Below are 14,310 nucleotides of genomic sequence, written 5' to 3'. Positions count from 1 at the left end.
CTTCGTCAATCATATCGGAGAGAAGATCTTTTGCCGCCTGAGTCATGTCTTTATCCTTCACTTTGATGGATTAGGCTTAGGTCTTCGTAAAGACGACTGATAACATGGCGGATCAATCCATTATGTTGTGAGCCTTGTTATAGACACACAATATAGAACTTCAACAAAGGAGGGAATCTCTAATGGGTTACAGAAAGTTAGGACGCACTAGCGCACAACGTAAAGCATTACTTCGTGATTTAGCTACGGATCTTATTATCCATGAGCGCATTGAAACTACTGAAGCACGTGCAAAAGAATTACGTTCTGTAGTAGATAAAATGATCACTCTTGGTAAACGTGGTGACTTGCATGCACGCCGTCAAGCTGCATCTTTCATCCGTAACGAAATCGCTGACGCTGAGAATGGCACAGATGCCCTTCAAAAACTATTCAGTGACGTGGCTCCACGTTATGAAGAACGTCAAGGTGGATACACTCGTATCATGAAAGTTGGTCCACGCCGCGGTGACGGTGCACCAGTCGTGGTTATTGAATTAGTTTAATAACAACGATGAAAAAGGGCGGGACAAATGAATATACTCACTTGTTCTATGCCCTTTTTCTTTTTTAAAAATAAATTCTGTCATCTAGAAATTCGCATTGAGTGTTACGATGGCTGGCGGAACCTGTATTATGCAGGGAGCCTTCACGTCTAGCTCAAGCATCCCTTCCCGCTTTTGATAAGCGATTATAAGATAACCTGTTTTTCGTAACAGGCCCGCTGTTAGCTGCTCTTAATTTACCGAAAATTCTTTCGGTGGAAGGGGTGCAGCGTTTTTTTATATTTTCAGAAAGAAAATCCACTATATTTTATAATGATTGAGCTGAGTTTAGTTTAGACGAGTGCAGTCGAGGATGAGGAGGGCCACATAATGAAGAAGCTGGTTTCTTTAAAAAATATTGTTTTTAAATATGAGGGTCAGTCTCGAAACGCCTTGGATGATGTTTCTTTTGATATTCATCAGGGGGAGTGGCTTGCGATTGTCGGACATAATGGCTCTGGCAAGTCGACATTAGCAAAGTTACTGAATGGTCTTCAGTTCGCTAACTCAGGTACCATTTCGATTAATGATCAACTTTTGACAGAAGAATCCGTATGGGATGTACGCCAGAAGATTGGCATGGTTTTTCAAAACCCAGATAATCAATTTGTAGGCACTACAGTTCAGGATGATGTGGCTTTTGGTTTAGAAAACGCCGGTGTTTCTCAGCAGGTTATGGTGGAGCGTGTTCATGGTGCGTTAAATAAGGTTAAAATGAATGCCTTTCTTAATCAAGAGCCGCACCATCTATCCGGCGGTCAAAAGCAAAGGGTGGCCATTGCAGGTGTAATAGCCTTGCAGCCTGACATAATCATCTTAGATGAAGCAACCTCCATGCTTGACCCAAGAGGCCGTGAAGAAGTGCTTGAAACAGTTAGGGAATTGAAACAGGAAAACGAAATCACTGTCATATCAATCACCCATGATCTTGAGGAAGCTGCCAAAGCTGATCGAATGATAGTTATGAACCAAGGTCGGTTATATCGTGAAGGAACGCCTCAGGTTATTTTTGAGTTAGAGGAAGAATTGATTGCTCTTGGTCTGGATATTCCCTTTTCAGTGAAACTAACCAAGGAGTTACAAAAAAATGGTGTTCGTGTAGTTGATGGGCATTTGACAGAGGAAGAGTTGGTGAAGGATTTATGCGAATTACACTCGATGATGTAGAATACCGCTATCAGGTGAATACTCCTTTTGAACATCTAGCCCTTCATGATGTCAATATTTCAATGGAGCCGGGAACCTATACCGCAATCATCGGGCATACAGGGTCCGGGAAATCCACGCTACTGCAACATTTGAATGCTCTTTTAAAACCGACAAAGGGTCGTGTTTTCATTGGGGATCGGACGATTGAAGCCGGAAGAAAAGAAAAGGCTTTGCGGCCAATAAGACAAAAGGTCGGAATTGTTTTTCAGTTTCCGGAACATCAGTTATTTGATGAAACGGTTGAAAAGGATATATGCTTCGGACCTATGAATTTTGGAGTTTCTGAAATCGATGCTAAGAAACTGGCCAGGAAAGCAATCGCGCAAGTCGGATTGAATGAGGAAATTCTTGAAAAATCCCCGTTCGACTTATCCGGCGGGCAAATGCGACGCGTGGCCATTGCTGGGGTCCTTGCCATGGAGCCCGAAGTATTGGTGCTTGATGAGCCCACAGCGGGACTGGATCCGCGAGGACGCAAAGAAATCATGGATATGTTTTATGATCTGCATAAAGCAAGGGGCATTTCAACGATTCTTGTGACACATAGCATGGAGGATGCAGCCAAGTACGCGGATGACATCATTATCATGCATAAAGGTACGGTATTCAAAAAAGGCACCCCCCAGGAAATTTTTTCGGAGCCGGAACAATTGATGGAGCTTGGCCTGGATGTTCCTGATACGGTCCGTTTTCAGCTAAAGCTCCAGAAGGAACTTGGTGTTCGATTTGATCATCCATGTCTTAATATCGGTGATTTAGCGGTAGAAATAGATAAAGCCATGAAACGGGGGAACCGCTGATGCTGGATAAAATGATTATCGGGCGTTATGTCCCTGCAAATTCACTGATGCACAAGATGGACCCAAGGGCTAAATTGCTCCTCGTGTTCCTGTTTGTTTGTGTCGTTTTTTTGGCGAATAATGTCGTTTCTTACGGGTTGCTTGCTGTATTCACCATCCTTTTGATCAGTATTTCCAAAATACCGCTTCGCTATCTTTATAATGGGTTAAAACCAATCTTTTTCTTGATCGTATTTACCTTCCTTCTTCATATATTGTTTACGAAAGAAGGGGAATTGCTTTATGAATACGGTTGGTTTGAAATCTATGAAGGCGGTCTGATTCAAGGTTTTTTCATATCCGTTAGATTTACTTTACTTATCCTTGTTACGTCACTTTTAACTTTGACGACATCCCCGATATCCATTACAGATGGAATGGAAGAGCTGTTGGGGCCCTTGAAAAAGTGGAAGATGCCTGTACATGAACTGGCATTGATGATGTCCATTGCCCTTCGATTCATTCCAACGCTAATGGAGGAAACGGAAAAAATCATGAAGGCCCAAACTGCAAGGGGCGTTGACTTTTCCTCTGGACCGATAAAGGACAGGGTTAAATCGATTGTACCGCTGCTTGTTCCTTTATTCGTCAGTTCGTTCAAACGGGCGGAGGAATTGGCAACTGCCATGGAGTCAAGAGGATACCGTGGCGGGGAAGGCCGTACGAAATACCGTCAATTGAACTGGAAGACGAGTGATAGTCTTTTGATGGTCTCAATAGGTGTTCTAACGGTCATGTTATTTTTATTACGTTCATAATAAGGAAGAGAACTATGCCAAAATATAAATGTGTGATCGCTTATGACGGCACGGATTTTGCTGGTTATCAGGTGCAGCCAGAGAAACGCACCATACAAAGTGAATTCGAGGCAGTCTTGGCCCAAATGCATAAAGGCACAATTATAAAAGTGACTGCTTCTGGCAGGACAGACTCAGGGGTCCATGCAAAGGGGCAAGTACTCCACTTTGAATCACCCCTTACCTTCCCTACTGAAAATTGGGTAAAGGCGTTCAGCGCCCTTCTTCCGAGCGATATCATCGTGCTGGAAGTCGATATCGTGCCTGACGATTTTCATGCGAGGTTCCATACGACCGGGAAAGAGTACCGCTATATCATAGCCCGTTCGAAACTACGGGATCCGTTCCAAAGAAATTACGCCTATCATTATCCCTACCCATTAGATGGGCAGGCGATGAGGGAAGCAATCTCCTATTTGAAAGGGAAACATGACTTTACCAGTTTTTGTTCGGCAAAAACGGAAGTGGTCGATAAAGTTCGGACCATAAAAGAAATGGATTTTGAAGAGAGCGATGGTTTCATGGTTTTCCGATTCGTTGGCGAAGGGTTTTTGTATAATATGGTCCGTATCTTGGTCGGGACGCTCCTGGATGTCGGCAGCGGCAAGATGTCACCCCGTGACATGAGCGGCATTTTGGCCAAAAAGGACCGCAGTTTTGCAGGGAAAACAGCACCAGCCCAAGGCTTATATTTATGGAAAGTATTTTACAAATAAAAATATTTTGAAGTGATACCAGTTTTTTTACAACTGGAAAACAGGATGAAATCAGTAATGGAGCGGTTTGTCGCTATACTGACCTTTTCATGGAGCTGCAGAGAGTGTTTTATAGACAACTTATCCTAGTGTAACATTCCCTTGACAATGAATCTGGGAGAAGTTAATATAATATGGTATGTATTTTAATCCCACGATAAGCCCCGGAAGTTTATTGTGATTGAAAATAAATATAAAAAATTAAAAAGTTTTTTAGGAGGTTAACCATGCGTACGACATTTATGGCGAAAGCTAATGAAGTAGAACGTAAATGGTATGTGATTGACGCTGAAGGCAAAACTTTAGGTCGCCTTTCTACTGAAGTAGCATCCATCTTACGTGGTAAACATAAACCAACTTTTACACCGAACATTGACACTGGTGATCATGTAATTCTTATCAATGTTGATAAAATCCATTTGACTGGTAAAAAATTAACTGACAAAATTTATTACCGTCACACTATGCATCCAGGCGGTCTTAAAACTAGAACTGCTCTTGAAATGCGTACAAACTACCCTGAGAGAATGCTTGAACTTGCTATCAAAGGTATGCTTCCAAAGAATTCTCTTGGTCGTCAAATCTACAAAAAATTACACGTATACGCTGGAGCTGAGCACCCACACGCTGCTCAACAACCGGAAGTATACGAATTACGCGGATAATTACTAAGGAGGTTACTATCTTGGCACAAGTTCAATATTATGGTACTGGTCGCCGTAAGAGCTCAGTAGCTCGTGTACGTTTAGTACCAGGCGAAGGTCGCATCGTTATTAACGGTCGTGACATCAATGAATATATTCCTTTCGCAGCATTACGTGAAGTTGTTAACCAACCACTAGTTGCAACAGAAACTACTGGAAATTATGACGTTCTAGTAAACGTTAGCGGTGGTGGATACACTGGTCAAGCTGGAGCAATCCGTCACGGTATCGCCCGTGCATTGCTACAAGTTGATCCAGAATACCGTCCATCTCTTAAAACTGCTGGTTTACTAACTCGTGACCCACGTATGAAAGAACGTAAAAAATACGGTCTTAAAGGCGCACGTCGTGCACCTCAGTTCTCAAAACGTTAATTCTATTACCGTTTCGAAAGGCTCTCAACCATCTTGGTTGGGGGTCTTTTTTTTTGTACGGAAAAGATATTGAGCACTTCACGTTTCATGGACTTATATATTAAAAATTAATAAAGCATATCAGGGGTATCCCAGATATGCTTTATTTAAAGATCTTATTGTTATCGATTCTAGTTAGGGCCTTCACTTTCGCTTTTTTTAATCGCGGCTTTTTTCGGCATAAAGCATACAAAAATTAATGCCGCAAAAGATAGGATTAGCATGAAAACATAAGCATCCCTTGAGCCGAAGATAGAAGCTAATGTCTCAAGTTGTATAGCTGTAATGTTTTCATTTTGCATGGATAGGGCATGTGAAGTTGCTTGCGCTGTATATACTGTAATGACAACTGCCGTACCAATAGCACCTGACAATTGGCGAATGGTATTATTTACTGCTGAACCATGGGAACCCAATTCTCTTGGTAAAGCATTCAACCCTGCTGTATTTAAAGGCATGGTAATAAAGCTTAATCCAATTCTTAATACAATGGTACGGATCATTAAATAGATGTAGGTTGTGGATTCGTTTATATCTACGACTCCCCACATCGAAACAATGATCAATAGTAAACCTGAAATAAAGAGTGGTTTAGCACCGTATTTATCATACATTTTACCAGTGACAGGAGACAAGAAGGCATTAATCACGGCCCCAGGCAATAACAATAAACCTGCTTCAAATGCTGTAAAGCCTCGTCCATCCTGCAAGTAAATGGGTAAAAGAATTAAATCCGCATACATAATCATCGTAATTAGTACATTGATGAAAGATGTGAGTGTGAAAACTTTGTACCTAAATACAGATAAATTTAATAAGGGATCGCTGGTTTTCATTTGTCGTAAACAGAATAGGGCCGTCACGATCATCCCGGCGATTATTGTAGTAATGATAACGGGATTATCCCATCCCTTGCTTCCTGCGCTGCTAAATCCAAATAATAGGCAGCCAAAACCAACCGTTGATAAAATGACGCTTGTGATATCTAATTTTGCTTTTGTTGTCTCCGTAACATTCATTAAATATTTGAACGCTAGAACGATGACAATTATTATAAATGGGGTTAACCCGATAAATAACCATCTCCATGAAACATATTCCATGATGAAACCGGATAATGTAGGAGCGATGGCTGGAGCAAAAATTATCGCAAAGCCGATTGTCCCCATAATGCTTCCGCGCTTTTCGCTAGGATATAAATATAAAATAACGGTCATCATTAGAGGCATTATAATCCCGGCACCAATTGCTTGAATCATTCTTCCCGTTAACAGCATGCCGAAATTAACAGAACATGCACACAGGGCAGATCCGATGAACAAAAAGAACATCGAGCTAATAAATAGCTGCCTTGTTGTAAACCGTTTCATTAAAAAAGCCGTAATCGGCACTAAAACACCATTCACTAGCATAAATCCTGTTGATAACCATTGTACAGTTGCAGCTGTTACATGAAATACGTCCATTAAACCACTCAATGCAACATTTAATAAAGTCTGATTTAATGTTGATAAAAAACAGCCGGCAATCAGGACGATTAATAAGATTTTTTTATTTCTTTCCGTTATATCAATTTCCATTTGTAAACTCCTTTATTTTTGACTTGAATTCTCAACATCGTGTCGATAAAATCGATGGTAACAAAAATGTATGTTGCTTACCATGAACAATTTTCTTGAAAATGTTCACTAATCGACATAGGAATTTATACTGTTGAGAAACTCAAAGAAAATCTATAAAGGAGTTAAAAATGTCTATTCCCAAGAAAGAAGACCCTCGTACAATTCGGTCAAGAGAAATGTTTAAGAACGCTGTCATTGCGCTCTTATCCGAGGACCCAGTCATTTCAAATTTGACCGTTCGGAAAATCGCGGCCAAAGCAGGATTAAACCGAACAACATTTTACCTACATTATCAGGATATTCAAGATTTACTAACGCAAATCACCGATGAGATTTTAAAGGAACTTTCTGATAAAGTTTTTGCTTTAATACATGCAAAAGATTTATCAGAAAAACAACAGCTAACCCAATTGCTTGATTATTTATATATCCATCGAAACTATTTACTTATTTTATTTAAGACGAATCAATTTGAGGAACAATTGTTTTCTTTATTAAAGCAATTAGTAGAAATAAGAAGGAAGAATACGAAGAAGGATTTACCTGATGATTATGTTGCCATTGATATTAAAACGGCCTCATTGGTAGGCATTATAATATGGTGGTTAAGAAATGGGCTTCATTTTAGTTCGGATTATATAGCCAACCAAATTTATTCAATGTACAGAGTGCGATGATTTCAGATTGTTTGAATGATTCCGGTATATCACTCCATCCATCCCGGTCTTCCGGACTCCATGCGAATGAAACGCCTCTGTGAGGGGGCTTCAGATTGCGGTGATCGTAACGATCCATTTATTTACACACGAGTTTATATGTAATACAGAATTTTTTGTGAAATCCATATTTATTAAGTTCCTGTTTAGGAGTATGATAATACTTAAAAAAAGAAAGAGGACTTCATATGAATTCAACATACTCACCGATTGAAGCGACTAAAACAAAAGCCTTGGTCATCAATGCGCTATTCATTGCATTAACCCTTGTAGCGACAATGTTCATCAACATCAAGCTCCCAATAATGGGTAACGGTGGCCTGATCCATCTGGGTAATGTTCCCCTTTTTATAGCTGCCTTGGTTTATGGCAAAAAAACAGGAGCTATAGCAGGCGCTTTCGGTATGGCCTTCTTCGATCTTTTCTCTGGTTGGGCCGCATGGGCACCGTTTACATTCGTCATCGTAGGGGCAATGGGCTTTCTAGCCGGCCTTATATCCGAAAAGGTACCCGGCAAAAGAGAATGGGTATATACCATGGCCGTTGCCGTTGCATTGATCATAAAAATCGTCGGCTACTACTTTGTCGAAGTTATTCTTTATGGTAACTGGATACAGCCATTTGGCTCCATCCCCGGAAACGTGATGCAAGTGGTGATAGCTGGAATAATTGTAGTGCCGCTTGCCGGTCGATTAAAGAAAAGAGCTGGACAGATATAAAGCGATCAAAACTAGCACCCATTTCAAACCTTGTGTTGTACAGCACTCTGAACCTCAGGCATTTTAAAAAGACATCCTGCTGAGTGAGCGGGTATTAAATGATTTCGCAATTATAAAATGTATATCAATTGAGAAAAGGACATCCGTTAACCATGGATGTCCTTTTTATCTTAATAGACCGCAAAGCATGAAGTTGTCATGGAGGATGGCTGGCTTTAGTGTAAGAACACGACATGTATAATCAGTAGTGATCAAGGTCCAAATAGACATGCGCAGTGAGCTCCCCAAGTCGGCAAGGTCAGCCTCGGGGAGCTGCCTGAGAAGCGAGTTACAGGAGGAAACTCCAAGTTTTCTAACATTAAGTTCCTTGTGGAGTCTGCACGTTAACAGTTTTTTATCATATTGCATATCGATATGCGTTTTTCAATTACCTGCCGAACCTATCCTCATTATTTTTTGCCAATGGAATAAATGAATGGTTCAAAATAGAACGTTAAAACTAAATTATGTCTTGGGAAATAATTTTGGGAAATGGGGAATTGCCCCGGAGGTGAATTATGGCTGTGATATTAGGTTTACAGGAGATGCAAAGGGAAAGGCAATTGAAGTTCGAACGTAGGCTGCTCAGGGAACTTTCTATCGAGGATATGAAGGGAAGGATTCAGCGCTACTTCGGACAGGATTTGATGGATGTTTTGGAGGAGGGCTACTTTGACGTTGCCATCGAGGCTTATTTATTAGGAGCAAACTATAGTAAGTTTGGCTATTATGGCGAGTCGGAAGAAGATGTGAGGTCCAGGAGCTGGAAAGAAGAGAAGTTTTTGGTCGATACGCTGTTTAACTTTATTTTGTATTGGCGTGAAGTTACAGCAAATAACGCTTTCGATGAAGGTTTGTTTTATTGCTGTGAAGGGTTTGTTGGGGAGTGGTGGCTTGACGGCTTTAAGACTGGAGAAAAACGATATAAAATGAAACTGCATTAGAAAGGCAAAAATCCCATTCCTTGTTCTAATTTCATGGTTTGTCCCATACTTTTTAGTAGAGAGATCATGGAAGGGGAACGGTCATGCGCAGAAAGCTGAAATATACAGGGATCGCTATGGGATTGTTTGTCCTTTTTTTAATTGTGACTTTTAAATTTGTTGAAGATGATTCTTGGGACTCCTGGAACCTTCCGTTGGCAGGTAAGGTCATCATTCTGGATGCGGGTCACGGGGGAATGGACGGCGGGGCAAATGTACAAGAGGTTATGGAAAAGGAAATTGCCCTTTCCGTTTCATTAAAGGTCAGGGACTATTTACAGGAACAGGGTGCCCTTGTCATCATGACACGTGAGAAGGATGAGGATTTGGCACAGGGAAATACAAAGGGGATACGCCAGCGAAAACAGGAGGACTTACGGAATCGGGTTGAAATGATCAATGATTCGGAAGCGGACTTATTCTTAAGCATTCATTTGAACTCTTTTCCATCAGCGTCATCGAAAGGTGCCCAGACCTTTTATACAAACAGGTTTGAGGAAAATGAACAAGTTGCAAAATTCATTCAGACTGAAATCATTAGAAACCTGGAAAATACAAAGCGTGATGCAAAAACGATTAATCATGTGTATTTGATGAATCATGCCAAGAAACCGGGTGCGCTTGTGGAAATTGGGTTTCTTTCCAATTCCGAGGAAAGGGAACGACTTATCAGTGATAAGTATCAAGAAAAGGTTGCCAGTTCGATTTATATGGGTATTTTACGGTACTTTACAGAGGAAAAACTTTCGGATGAAGAGTGATGTCTGGGTCTTGTAAGGTACAAGGCCTTTTTATTATGGGTAAAATCATCAGGTTTCGCATGCTGGGCAGATAATAAGCTTTCTTTCCGTAATATGTTATACTGAAAAATGGGAAAATAAAATTCAAAGGGGTGCTCGACTTGTTAACAGAAGAGAAAGTACTGAATTTATTAAAGGATCTTAAAGACCCTTTTCTACATAAAAACCTTGAACAGACAAATGGAATTATAGAGGTTAAAGTAAAACCTGAAAAGAATCATGTAAGCGTTAAACTTGCGATTGCCAAAACGGGGACTGCCGAACAAATGCAAATGCAATCGGAAGTTGTGGACTTGCTGAAGACGAACGGAGCGGAATCGGTAGGCATCCGTTTCACGGAGCTCTCAGAAGAGGAGTTAGCCAAGCATCGTGATAGCATTCCTCAGGATGAAGCGGACCAAGGCTTGCTTGGATCTAACAGTAAAACACAATTCATTGCGATTGCCAGTGGTAAAGGGGGAGTGGGAAAATCCACGATTTCAGTGAATTTCGCTACTTCACTTGCTCGTTTGGGTAAAAAGGTCGGACTGGTTGATGCCGATATTTATGGATTCAGTGTACCTGATATGATGGGGATAACAAAAAGACCGGTTGTTCGCGGGGAAAAAATCATTCCTGTAGAACGGTTTGGCGTTCAAGTTATCTCAATGGGCTTTTTTGTAGAGGATAACGCGCCGATCATCTGGAGAGGACCGATGCTGGGAAAAATGCTTAACAGTTTCTTTAATGAAGTGGAATGGGGAGATTTGGACTATTTGGTCCTTGACTTACCGCCGGGAACAGGTGATGTTGCTTTGGACGTTCACACGATGCTCCCTTCATGTAAAGAAATCATCGTTACGACACCGCATCCGACTGCAGCCTTCGTTGCGGCAAGAGCTGGTGCCATGGCCATCAAGACAGAACACGAAGTCATCGGTGTCATAGAGAATATGTCATTCTTCGAAAGTAAAACGACCGGTGAAAAAGAGTATGTATTCGGAAAAGGCGGCGGCAAGAAGCTTGCAGAAGAGCTGCGTACAGAAGTTTTAGGTCAACTTCCCCTCCAACAGCCAGATTGGAACGAAGAGGACTTTGCTCCATCCATTTACGCAGCGGACCATAGACTTGGCAGGATTTACGAGGATATTGCCAAAAAGGTCATTGAAAAACTACAATGAAAAGAGGCTGATTCCGATTGGAATCAGCCTCTTTTCATTCTTTTTACTTTTTCTCCTTCTCTACCGCTTTAGTGACCGCTTTATCCAATTTCTCTTGCATTTTCGCTTGAAGGAGGGGACTCTCCATGGTTTCGATGATCAGCTCTTTATAGACCGACCGCATCTCCTTGGATTTTAATAACTTATTCATTTCTTTTTCCATATCGGGTTCTTTCATTATTTCCATGAGCATTCCACGATACTGAGGATCAGCAGTTAAGTCCTTCAATAACTTTTTATGTTCGTCTTCTAATGCCTTAGCATAAGCGGAAGCAAATTCCGGATCATTAAATGTCTTTTTCCAAAATTCCTTCCCTTTATCTGATGTTACCATATCTTCAATGGATTTTTTAATGTCTTCCGAATCCATAATAAGTTCAGCTTTCGTTTTATCATCGGTAATGATATCCTGGATGGCTTTTTTTCCATCATCTGTCTTCAAGATATCGACGATCATTTTCTTTGTCTCTTCATACTCCATTTTTTCTGCGCCTGCTCCATTTTGGGCACAACCGGAACAAACGAGTAAGAATGACGTGAAAAGCAAAGCAACTCCCACTCTCATACGCAGGGCCCCTTTCATCCTTCTTACTGTTAATATGGTTCCAATCGGCGATATTATTCCTTGGTGGAATAAGTGGATTTTTCCAAATTTGGTTGGTACAATTAAGGAAATGAAATAGAAATGTATGGAGGAAAACAATGAACAGCCGTAACTTAGTTAAATTGTTTTTAACAACATTGCTTATAGGTGGTATAACGGGCGGAGTTGTAGGGTTTTTGGCTCGGTGGAGTGAGTTTAAGCCTTATTTTTCTTCTTTTGAAGTCAGTGCCATCCTATCGACTTTTATTTGGTTATTCGGTGTTGGATTAATTTTCAGTGTCATAAGCCAAGCCGGCTTTTTTGCCTATTTAACGATACATCGTTTTGGTCTGGGGATATTTAAAAGCGCTTCCTTATGGAATGCCGTTCAACTTGTACTCATTCTTTTTGTTGTATTCGATCTTGTTTACCTGCGATATCTCAGCTTTGGTTCAGGCGAGGGGATCAGTTCCTACATCGTTTTAGCATTGGTTGTATTGGCCGCAGGGCTTATTACTGCTTATTTCAAAATGAAGCAAACGAATAAACAGTCGTTCATACCGGCCTTATTTTTCATGGTCGTGGTCACGGTTTTGGAGTGGATACCTGTTCTAAGTGCCAATGATGAAAGCTGGCTTTACTTCATGCTGTTTCCGTTGTTAGTCTGCAATGCTTATCAATTATTGGTTCTGAGCAAATTGATTGAACGTTCACAAAGGGAATTGGCCAGTAAAAGAGGGAGTAAGCAAACCCCGGCAAAGGGAAAGATGAAAGCCGGTGAACTAGGTAAAGGCAGCTAACCTATTTGTAAGTCGGTCCATACATAAGGAAGTCAAAACATAAAAACTGCGTACTATAGGTTCATGGGGACCATTAGTACGCAGTTTTTTCTGTCAGCGGATTTCCTCGCTGCTTGCTGATGAATTGGAAATCATCTCTGAAACGTCTACGAAGTTTAAATCTTTAGATCGAAGTTCACTTAGTAACTCCGGTAAAGCCTTATTTGTTTGTTTTGCGGAGTCTGAAGCATGTAATAAGATAATATCACCCTTTTGAGCCTTGGCGATGTTCTGAACGATCCGATCCACGCCCGGATTGGTCCAATCCTTTGAATCAATGCTCCAATGGACAACGGTATATCCGAATTTCTCGCTGATTTTTAAGAGGCGTTTATCAAAGTGGCCGGTGGGGGCGCGTAAAAGTTCTATATTCTTTACATTAAGTTTTTTAAATGCCTCTTGTGCTTTAGAAATATCCCGGATGATTTCTTGATCTTCCATTTCGGAATAATCCTTATAATCGTAACCGAGCATGCCGATTTCATATCCTTCCTTCATAATTTCAGCTACTATGTCCGGGTGACGTTCCGCCCAAGATCCCGCGAGGAAAAAAGTGGCGGATTTGATCTTTTCTCTTTTTAATGTCTCTATTATTGGAGCGGCTTTCTCATCACCCCAGCCAATATTGAATGTGATCGCAACATTCTTTTCCCCTTTATAAACCGCTTTCGGCCCATCTTCTGTAGAAAAAACGGGGGCATGAAGAATGTTTTGTACAAAAAGAAACCAAGCGGTAAAAAGTGCCGTAAGCAAAATTAACGAATAATATTTAATGTTCTTGGCTTTAAGCACCATGAAAAATTTCATTAATCCATCCCCTTGTCCAAAGTACTCTTGTCTTCAAATTTATGCGTGAGGATCAATGTTATGCAAAAAAATCAGTTGAAAATTCATAAAATTGATGGGAATGGGGAAAGCTTTCTGATGGAGGTGTGAACCATGCTCGGTTTATTGATTAATGACAAAGAAAAGATGGAATTGGAGTACCTTTTAAAAAGAGAGATGGATGAAATACTATTCGATTTGCAGGATGACAGAATCGATCACTTAGTCAAAAGGGCAATAAACGAGAAATATAATATTCTTTTCAGGCTGTTTAAAAGGGTGAGCACCGAGGAGGAATGCCTGATGTATATGAGGGGAAAAACGAATTTATCCAAGTGGAATCAGTCTTGATATTTTAATGTGAATTATATTCAAAAAATCTATTGACTATTGGTTTATACGCTGGTATATTATAAAAGTTGCTGCAACGCATTAGCTTTAAAAAAGAACGAAAAAAACTTTTTTTAAAAAGTTATTGACGAAGTGGTAATAAGATGTTAAGATATTAAAGTCGCTAAGAGATGCGACAAACAAATTGCTCTTTGAAAACTGAACAAAACAAAGCGCCAACGTTAAATTTTAAGTGAGTACACACTATCAAAAAAGCGAATGAGCAAGTCAAACATTTCTTCGGAGAGTTTGATCCTGGCTCAGGACGAACGCTGGCGGCGTGCCTAATACATG

At 40.6% G+C, this 14,310-nt stretch carries 17 protein-coding genes; 14 read left to right on the top strand and 3 right to left on the bottom strand.

Going from position 1 to position 14,310, the window contains the following annotated elements:
- Positions 1-182 precede the first annotated feature (182 nt).
- The 7 genes from rplQ to rpsI all read left to right on the top strand — a co-directional run bounded on the left by rplQ (position 183) and on the right by rpsI (position 5,262).
- Positions 183-545 (top strand): 50S ribosomal protein L17, encoded by a 363-nt coding sequence (gene rplQ, locus ACQKNS_RS27145; protein WP_034304973.1) that lies wholly within the window; start codon positions 183-185, stop codon positions 543-545.
- A 366-nt stretch (positions 546-911) separates the two neighbouring features.
- A complete protein-coding gene (locus tag ACQKNS_RS27140; protein ID WP_427646301.1) occupies positions 912-1,751 on the top strand; it encodes an energy-coupling factor ABC transporter ATP-binding protein in 840 nt (279 codons plus the stop codon).
- Positions 1,727-2,593: an energy-coupling factor ABC transporter ATP-binding protein gene (locus ACQKNS_RS27135; RefSeq protein ID WP_403165633.1), complete on the top strand. Its 867-nt coding sequence runs from the start codon at positions 1,727-1,729 to the stop codon at positions 2,591-2,593. Before ACQKNS_RS27140 ends, ACQKNS_RS27135 begins: the two co-directional genes overlap by 25 nt.
- Complete coding sequence (locus ACQKNS_RS27130; RefSeq protein WP_427646299.1) at positions 2,593-3,390, top strand: energy-coupling factor transporter transmembrane component T family protein; 798 nt, start codon at positions 2,593-2,595, stop codon at positions 3,388-3,390. Before ACQKNS_RS27135 ends, ACQKNS_RS27130 begins: the two co-directional genes overlap by 1 nt.
- Before the next feature lie 14 nt (positions 3,391-3,404).
- Positions 3,405-4,145 (top strand): tRNA pseudouridine(38-40) synthase TruA, encoded by a 741-nt coding sequence (gene truA / locus ACQKNS_RS27125; protein WP_427646298.1) that lies wholly within the window; start codon positions 3,405-3,407, stop codon positions 4,143-4,145.
- Positions 4,146-4,411: 266 nt separating this feature from the next.
- A complete protein-coding gene (gene rplM, locus ACQKNS_RS27120; RefSeq protein WP_427646296.1) occupies positions 4,412-4,849 on the top strand; it encodes a 50S ribosomal protein L13 in 438 nt (145 codons plus the stop codon).
- 20 nt (positions 4,850-4,869) lie between these two features.
- Entirely contained in the window at positions 4,870-5,262 is a 393-nt protein-coding gene (gene rpsI, locus ACQKNS_RS27115; protein WP_034304957.1) for a 30S ribosomal protein S9, read from the top strand.
- A 170-nt stretch (positions 5,263-5,432) separates the two neighbouring features.
- Here rpsI and ACQKNS_RS27110 read toward each other — a convergent pair whose 3' ends face one another.
- The gene (locus ACQKNS_RS27110; protein WP_427646294.1) at positions 5,433-6,881 is read right to left on the bottom strand and encodes a DHA2 family efflux MFS transporter permease subunit; all 1,449 of its coding nucleotides are present in this window, start codon (positions 6,879-6,881) and stop codon (positions 5,433-5,435) included.
- A 170-nt stretch (positions 6,882-7,051) separates the two neighbouring features.
- Here ACQKNS_RS27110 and ACQKNS_RS27105 point away from each other — a divergent pair, with 170 nt between their 5' ends.
- From ACQKNS_RS27105 to ACQKNS_RS27085, 5 genes are all read left to right on the top strand, one after another.
- Complete coding sequence (locus ACQKNS_RS27105; RefSeq protein WP_427646293.1) at positions 7,052-7,600, top strand: TetR/AcrR family transcriptional regulator; 549 nt, start codon at positions 7,052-7,054, stop codon at positions 7,598-7,600.
- A gap of 227 nt (positions 7,601-7,827) precedes the next feature.
- Positions 7,828-8,358: an ECF transporter S component gene (locus ACQKNS_RS27100; RefSeq protein ID WP_427646291.1), complete on the top strand. Its 531-nt coding sequence runs from the start codon at positions 7,828-7,830 to the stop codon at positions 8,356-8,358.
- 557 nt (positions 8,359-8,915) lie between these two features.
- Positions 8,916-9,341 carry a DUF2521 family protein gene (locus ACQKNS_RS27095; RefSeq protein ID WP_427646289.1) on the top strand — a complete coding sequence of 142 codons (426 nt, stop codon included), beginning with the start codon at positions 8,916-8,918 and terminating at the stop codon, positions 9,339-9,341.
- An 83-nt stretch (positions 9,342-9,424) separates the two neighbouring features.
- The gene (gene cwlD, locus ACQKNS_RS27090) at positions 9,425-10,141 is read left to right on the top strand and encodes an N-acetylmuramoyl-L-alanine amidase CwlD (RefSeq protein ID WP_427646287.1); all 717 of its coding nucleotides are present in this window, start codon (positions 9,425-9,427) and stop codon (positions 10,139-10,141) included.
- 140 nt (positions 10,142-10,281) lie between these two features.
- Positions 10,282-11,340 (top strand): P-loop NTPase, encoded by a 1,059-nt coding sequence (locus ACQKNS_RS27085; protein WP_427646286.1) that lies wholly within the window; start codon positions 10,282-10,284, stop codon positions 11,338-11,340.
- 43 nt (positions 11,341-11,383) lie between these two features.
- Here ACQKNS_RS27085 and gerD read toward each other — a convergent pair whose 3' ends face one another.
- Complete coding sequence (gene gerD / locus ACQKNS_RS27080) at positions 11,384-11,944, bottom strand: spore germination lipoprotein GerD (protein ID WP_427646284.1); 561 nt, start codon at positions 11,942-11,944, stop codon at positions 11,384-11,386.
- Positions 11,945-12,081: 137 nt separating this feature from the next.
- Here gerD and ACQKNS_RS27075 point away from each other — a divergent pair, with 137 nt between their 5' ends.
- Complete coding sequence (locus ACQKNS_RS27075) at positions 12,082-12,762, top strand: KinB-signaling pathway activation protein (protein WP_427646282.1); 681 nt, start codon at positions 12,082-12,084, stop codon at positions 12,760-12,762.
- A gap of 93 nt (positions 12,763-12,855) precedes the next feature.
- Here ACQKNS_RS27075 and pdaB read toward each other — a convergent pair whose 3' ends face one another.
- Positions 12,856-13,608 (bottom strand): polysaccharide deacetylase family sporulation protein PdaB, encoded by a 753-nt coding sequence (gene pdaB, locus ACQKNS_RS27070; RefSeq protein WP_427646281.1) that lies wholly within the window; start codon positions 13,606-13,608, stop codon positions 12,856-12,858.
- A gap of 132 nt (positions 13,609-13,740) precedes the next feature.
- Here pdaB and ACQKNS_RS27065 point away from each other — a divergent pair, with 132 nt between their 5' ends.
- Positions 13,741-13,977, top strand: coding sequence for a hypothetical protein (locus ACQKNS_RS27065; protein WP_076372829.1), 237 nt, complete (start codon positions 13,741-13,743; stop codon positions 13,975-13,977).
- Positions 13,978-14,310 lie beyond the last annotated feature (333 nt).

This window comes from Peribacillus sp. NPDC094092 (assembly GCF_050279365.1).
Lineage (GTDB): Bacteria > Bacillota > Bacilli > Bacillales > DSM-1321 > Peribacillus.
Note: the sequence above shows the minus strand (reverse complement) of the source record. Positions and strands in the feature narration are given on the sequence as shown.

Excerpts from the sequence above, each read along its gene's own strand:
- ACQKNS_RS27105 (WP_427646293.1), top strand. The coding sequence starts at position 7,052 with ATGTCTATTCCCAAGAAAGAAGACCCTCGTACAATTCGGTCAAGAGAA.
- cwlD (WP_427646287.1), top strand. The coding sequence starts at position 9,425 with ATGCGCAGAAAGCTGAAATATACAGGGATCGCTATGGGATTGTTTGTC.
- ACQKNS_RS27130 (WP_427646299.1), top strand. The coding sequence starts at position 2,593 with ATGCTGGATAAAATGATTATCGGGCGTTATGTCCCTGCAAATTCACTG.
- rplM (WP_427646296.1), top strand. The coding sequence starts at position 4,412 with ATGCGTACGACATTTATGGCGAAAGCTAATGAAGTAGAACGTAAATGG.
- ACQKNS_RS27065 (WP_076372829.1), top strand. The coding sequence starts at position 13,741 with ATGCTCGGTTTATTGATTAATGACAAAGAAAAGATGGAATTGGAGTAC.
- pdaB (WP_427646281.1), bottom strand. The coding sequence starts at position 13,608 with ATGAAATTTTTCATGGTGCTTAAAGCCAAGAACATTAAATATTATTCG.
- ACQKNS_RS27110 (WP_427646294.1), bottom strand. The coding sequence starts at position 6,881 with ATGGAAATTGATATAACGGAAAGAAATAAAAAAATCTTATTAATCGTC.
- truA (WP_427646298.1), top strand. The coding sequence starts at position 3,405 with ATGCCAAAATATAAATGTGTGATCGCTTATGACGGCACGGATTTTGCT.
- ACQKNS_RS27100 (WP_427646291.1), top strand. The coding sequence starts at position 7,828 with ATGAATTCAACATACTCACCGATTGAAGCGACTAAAACAAAAGCCTTG.
- rplQ (WP_034304973.1), top strand. The coding sequence starts at position 183 with ATGGGTTACAGAAAGTTAGGACGCACTAGCGCACAACGTAAAGCATTA.
- gerD (WP_427646284.1), bottom strand. The coding sequence starts at position 11,944 with ATGAGAGTGGGAGTTGCTTTGCTTTTCACGTCATTCTTACTCGTTTGT.
- ACQKNS_RS27095 (WP_427646289.1), top strand. The coding sequence starts at position 8,916 with ATGGCTGTGATATTAGGTTTACAGGAGATGCAAAGGGAAAGGCAATTG.
- ACQKNS_RS27135 (WP_403165633.1), top strand. The coding sequence starts at position 1,727 with ATGCGAATTACACTCGATGATGTAGAATACCGCTATCAGGTGAATACT.
- ACQKNS_RS27075 (WP_427646282.1), top strand. The coding sequence starts at position 12,082 with ATGAACAGCCGTAACTTAGTTAAATTGTTTTTAACAACATTGCTTATA.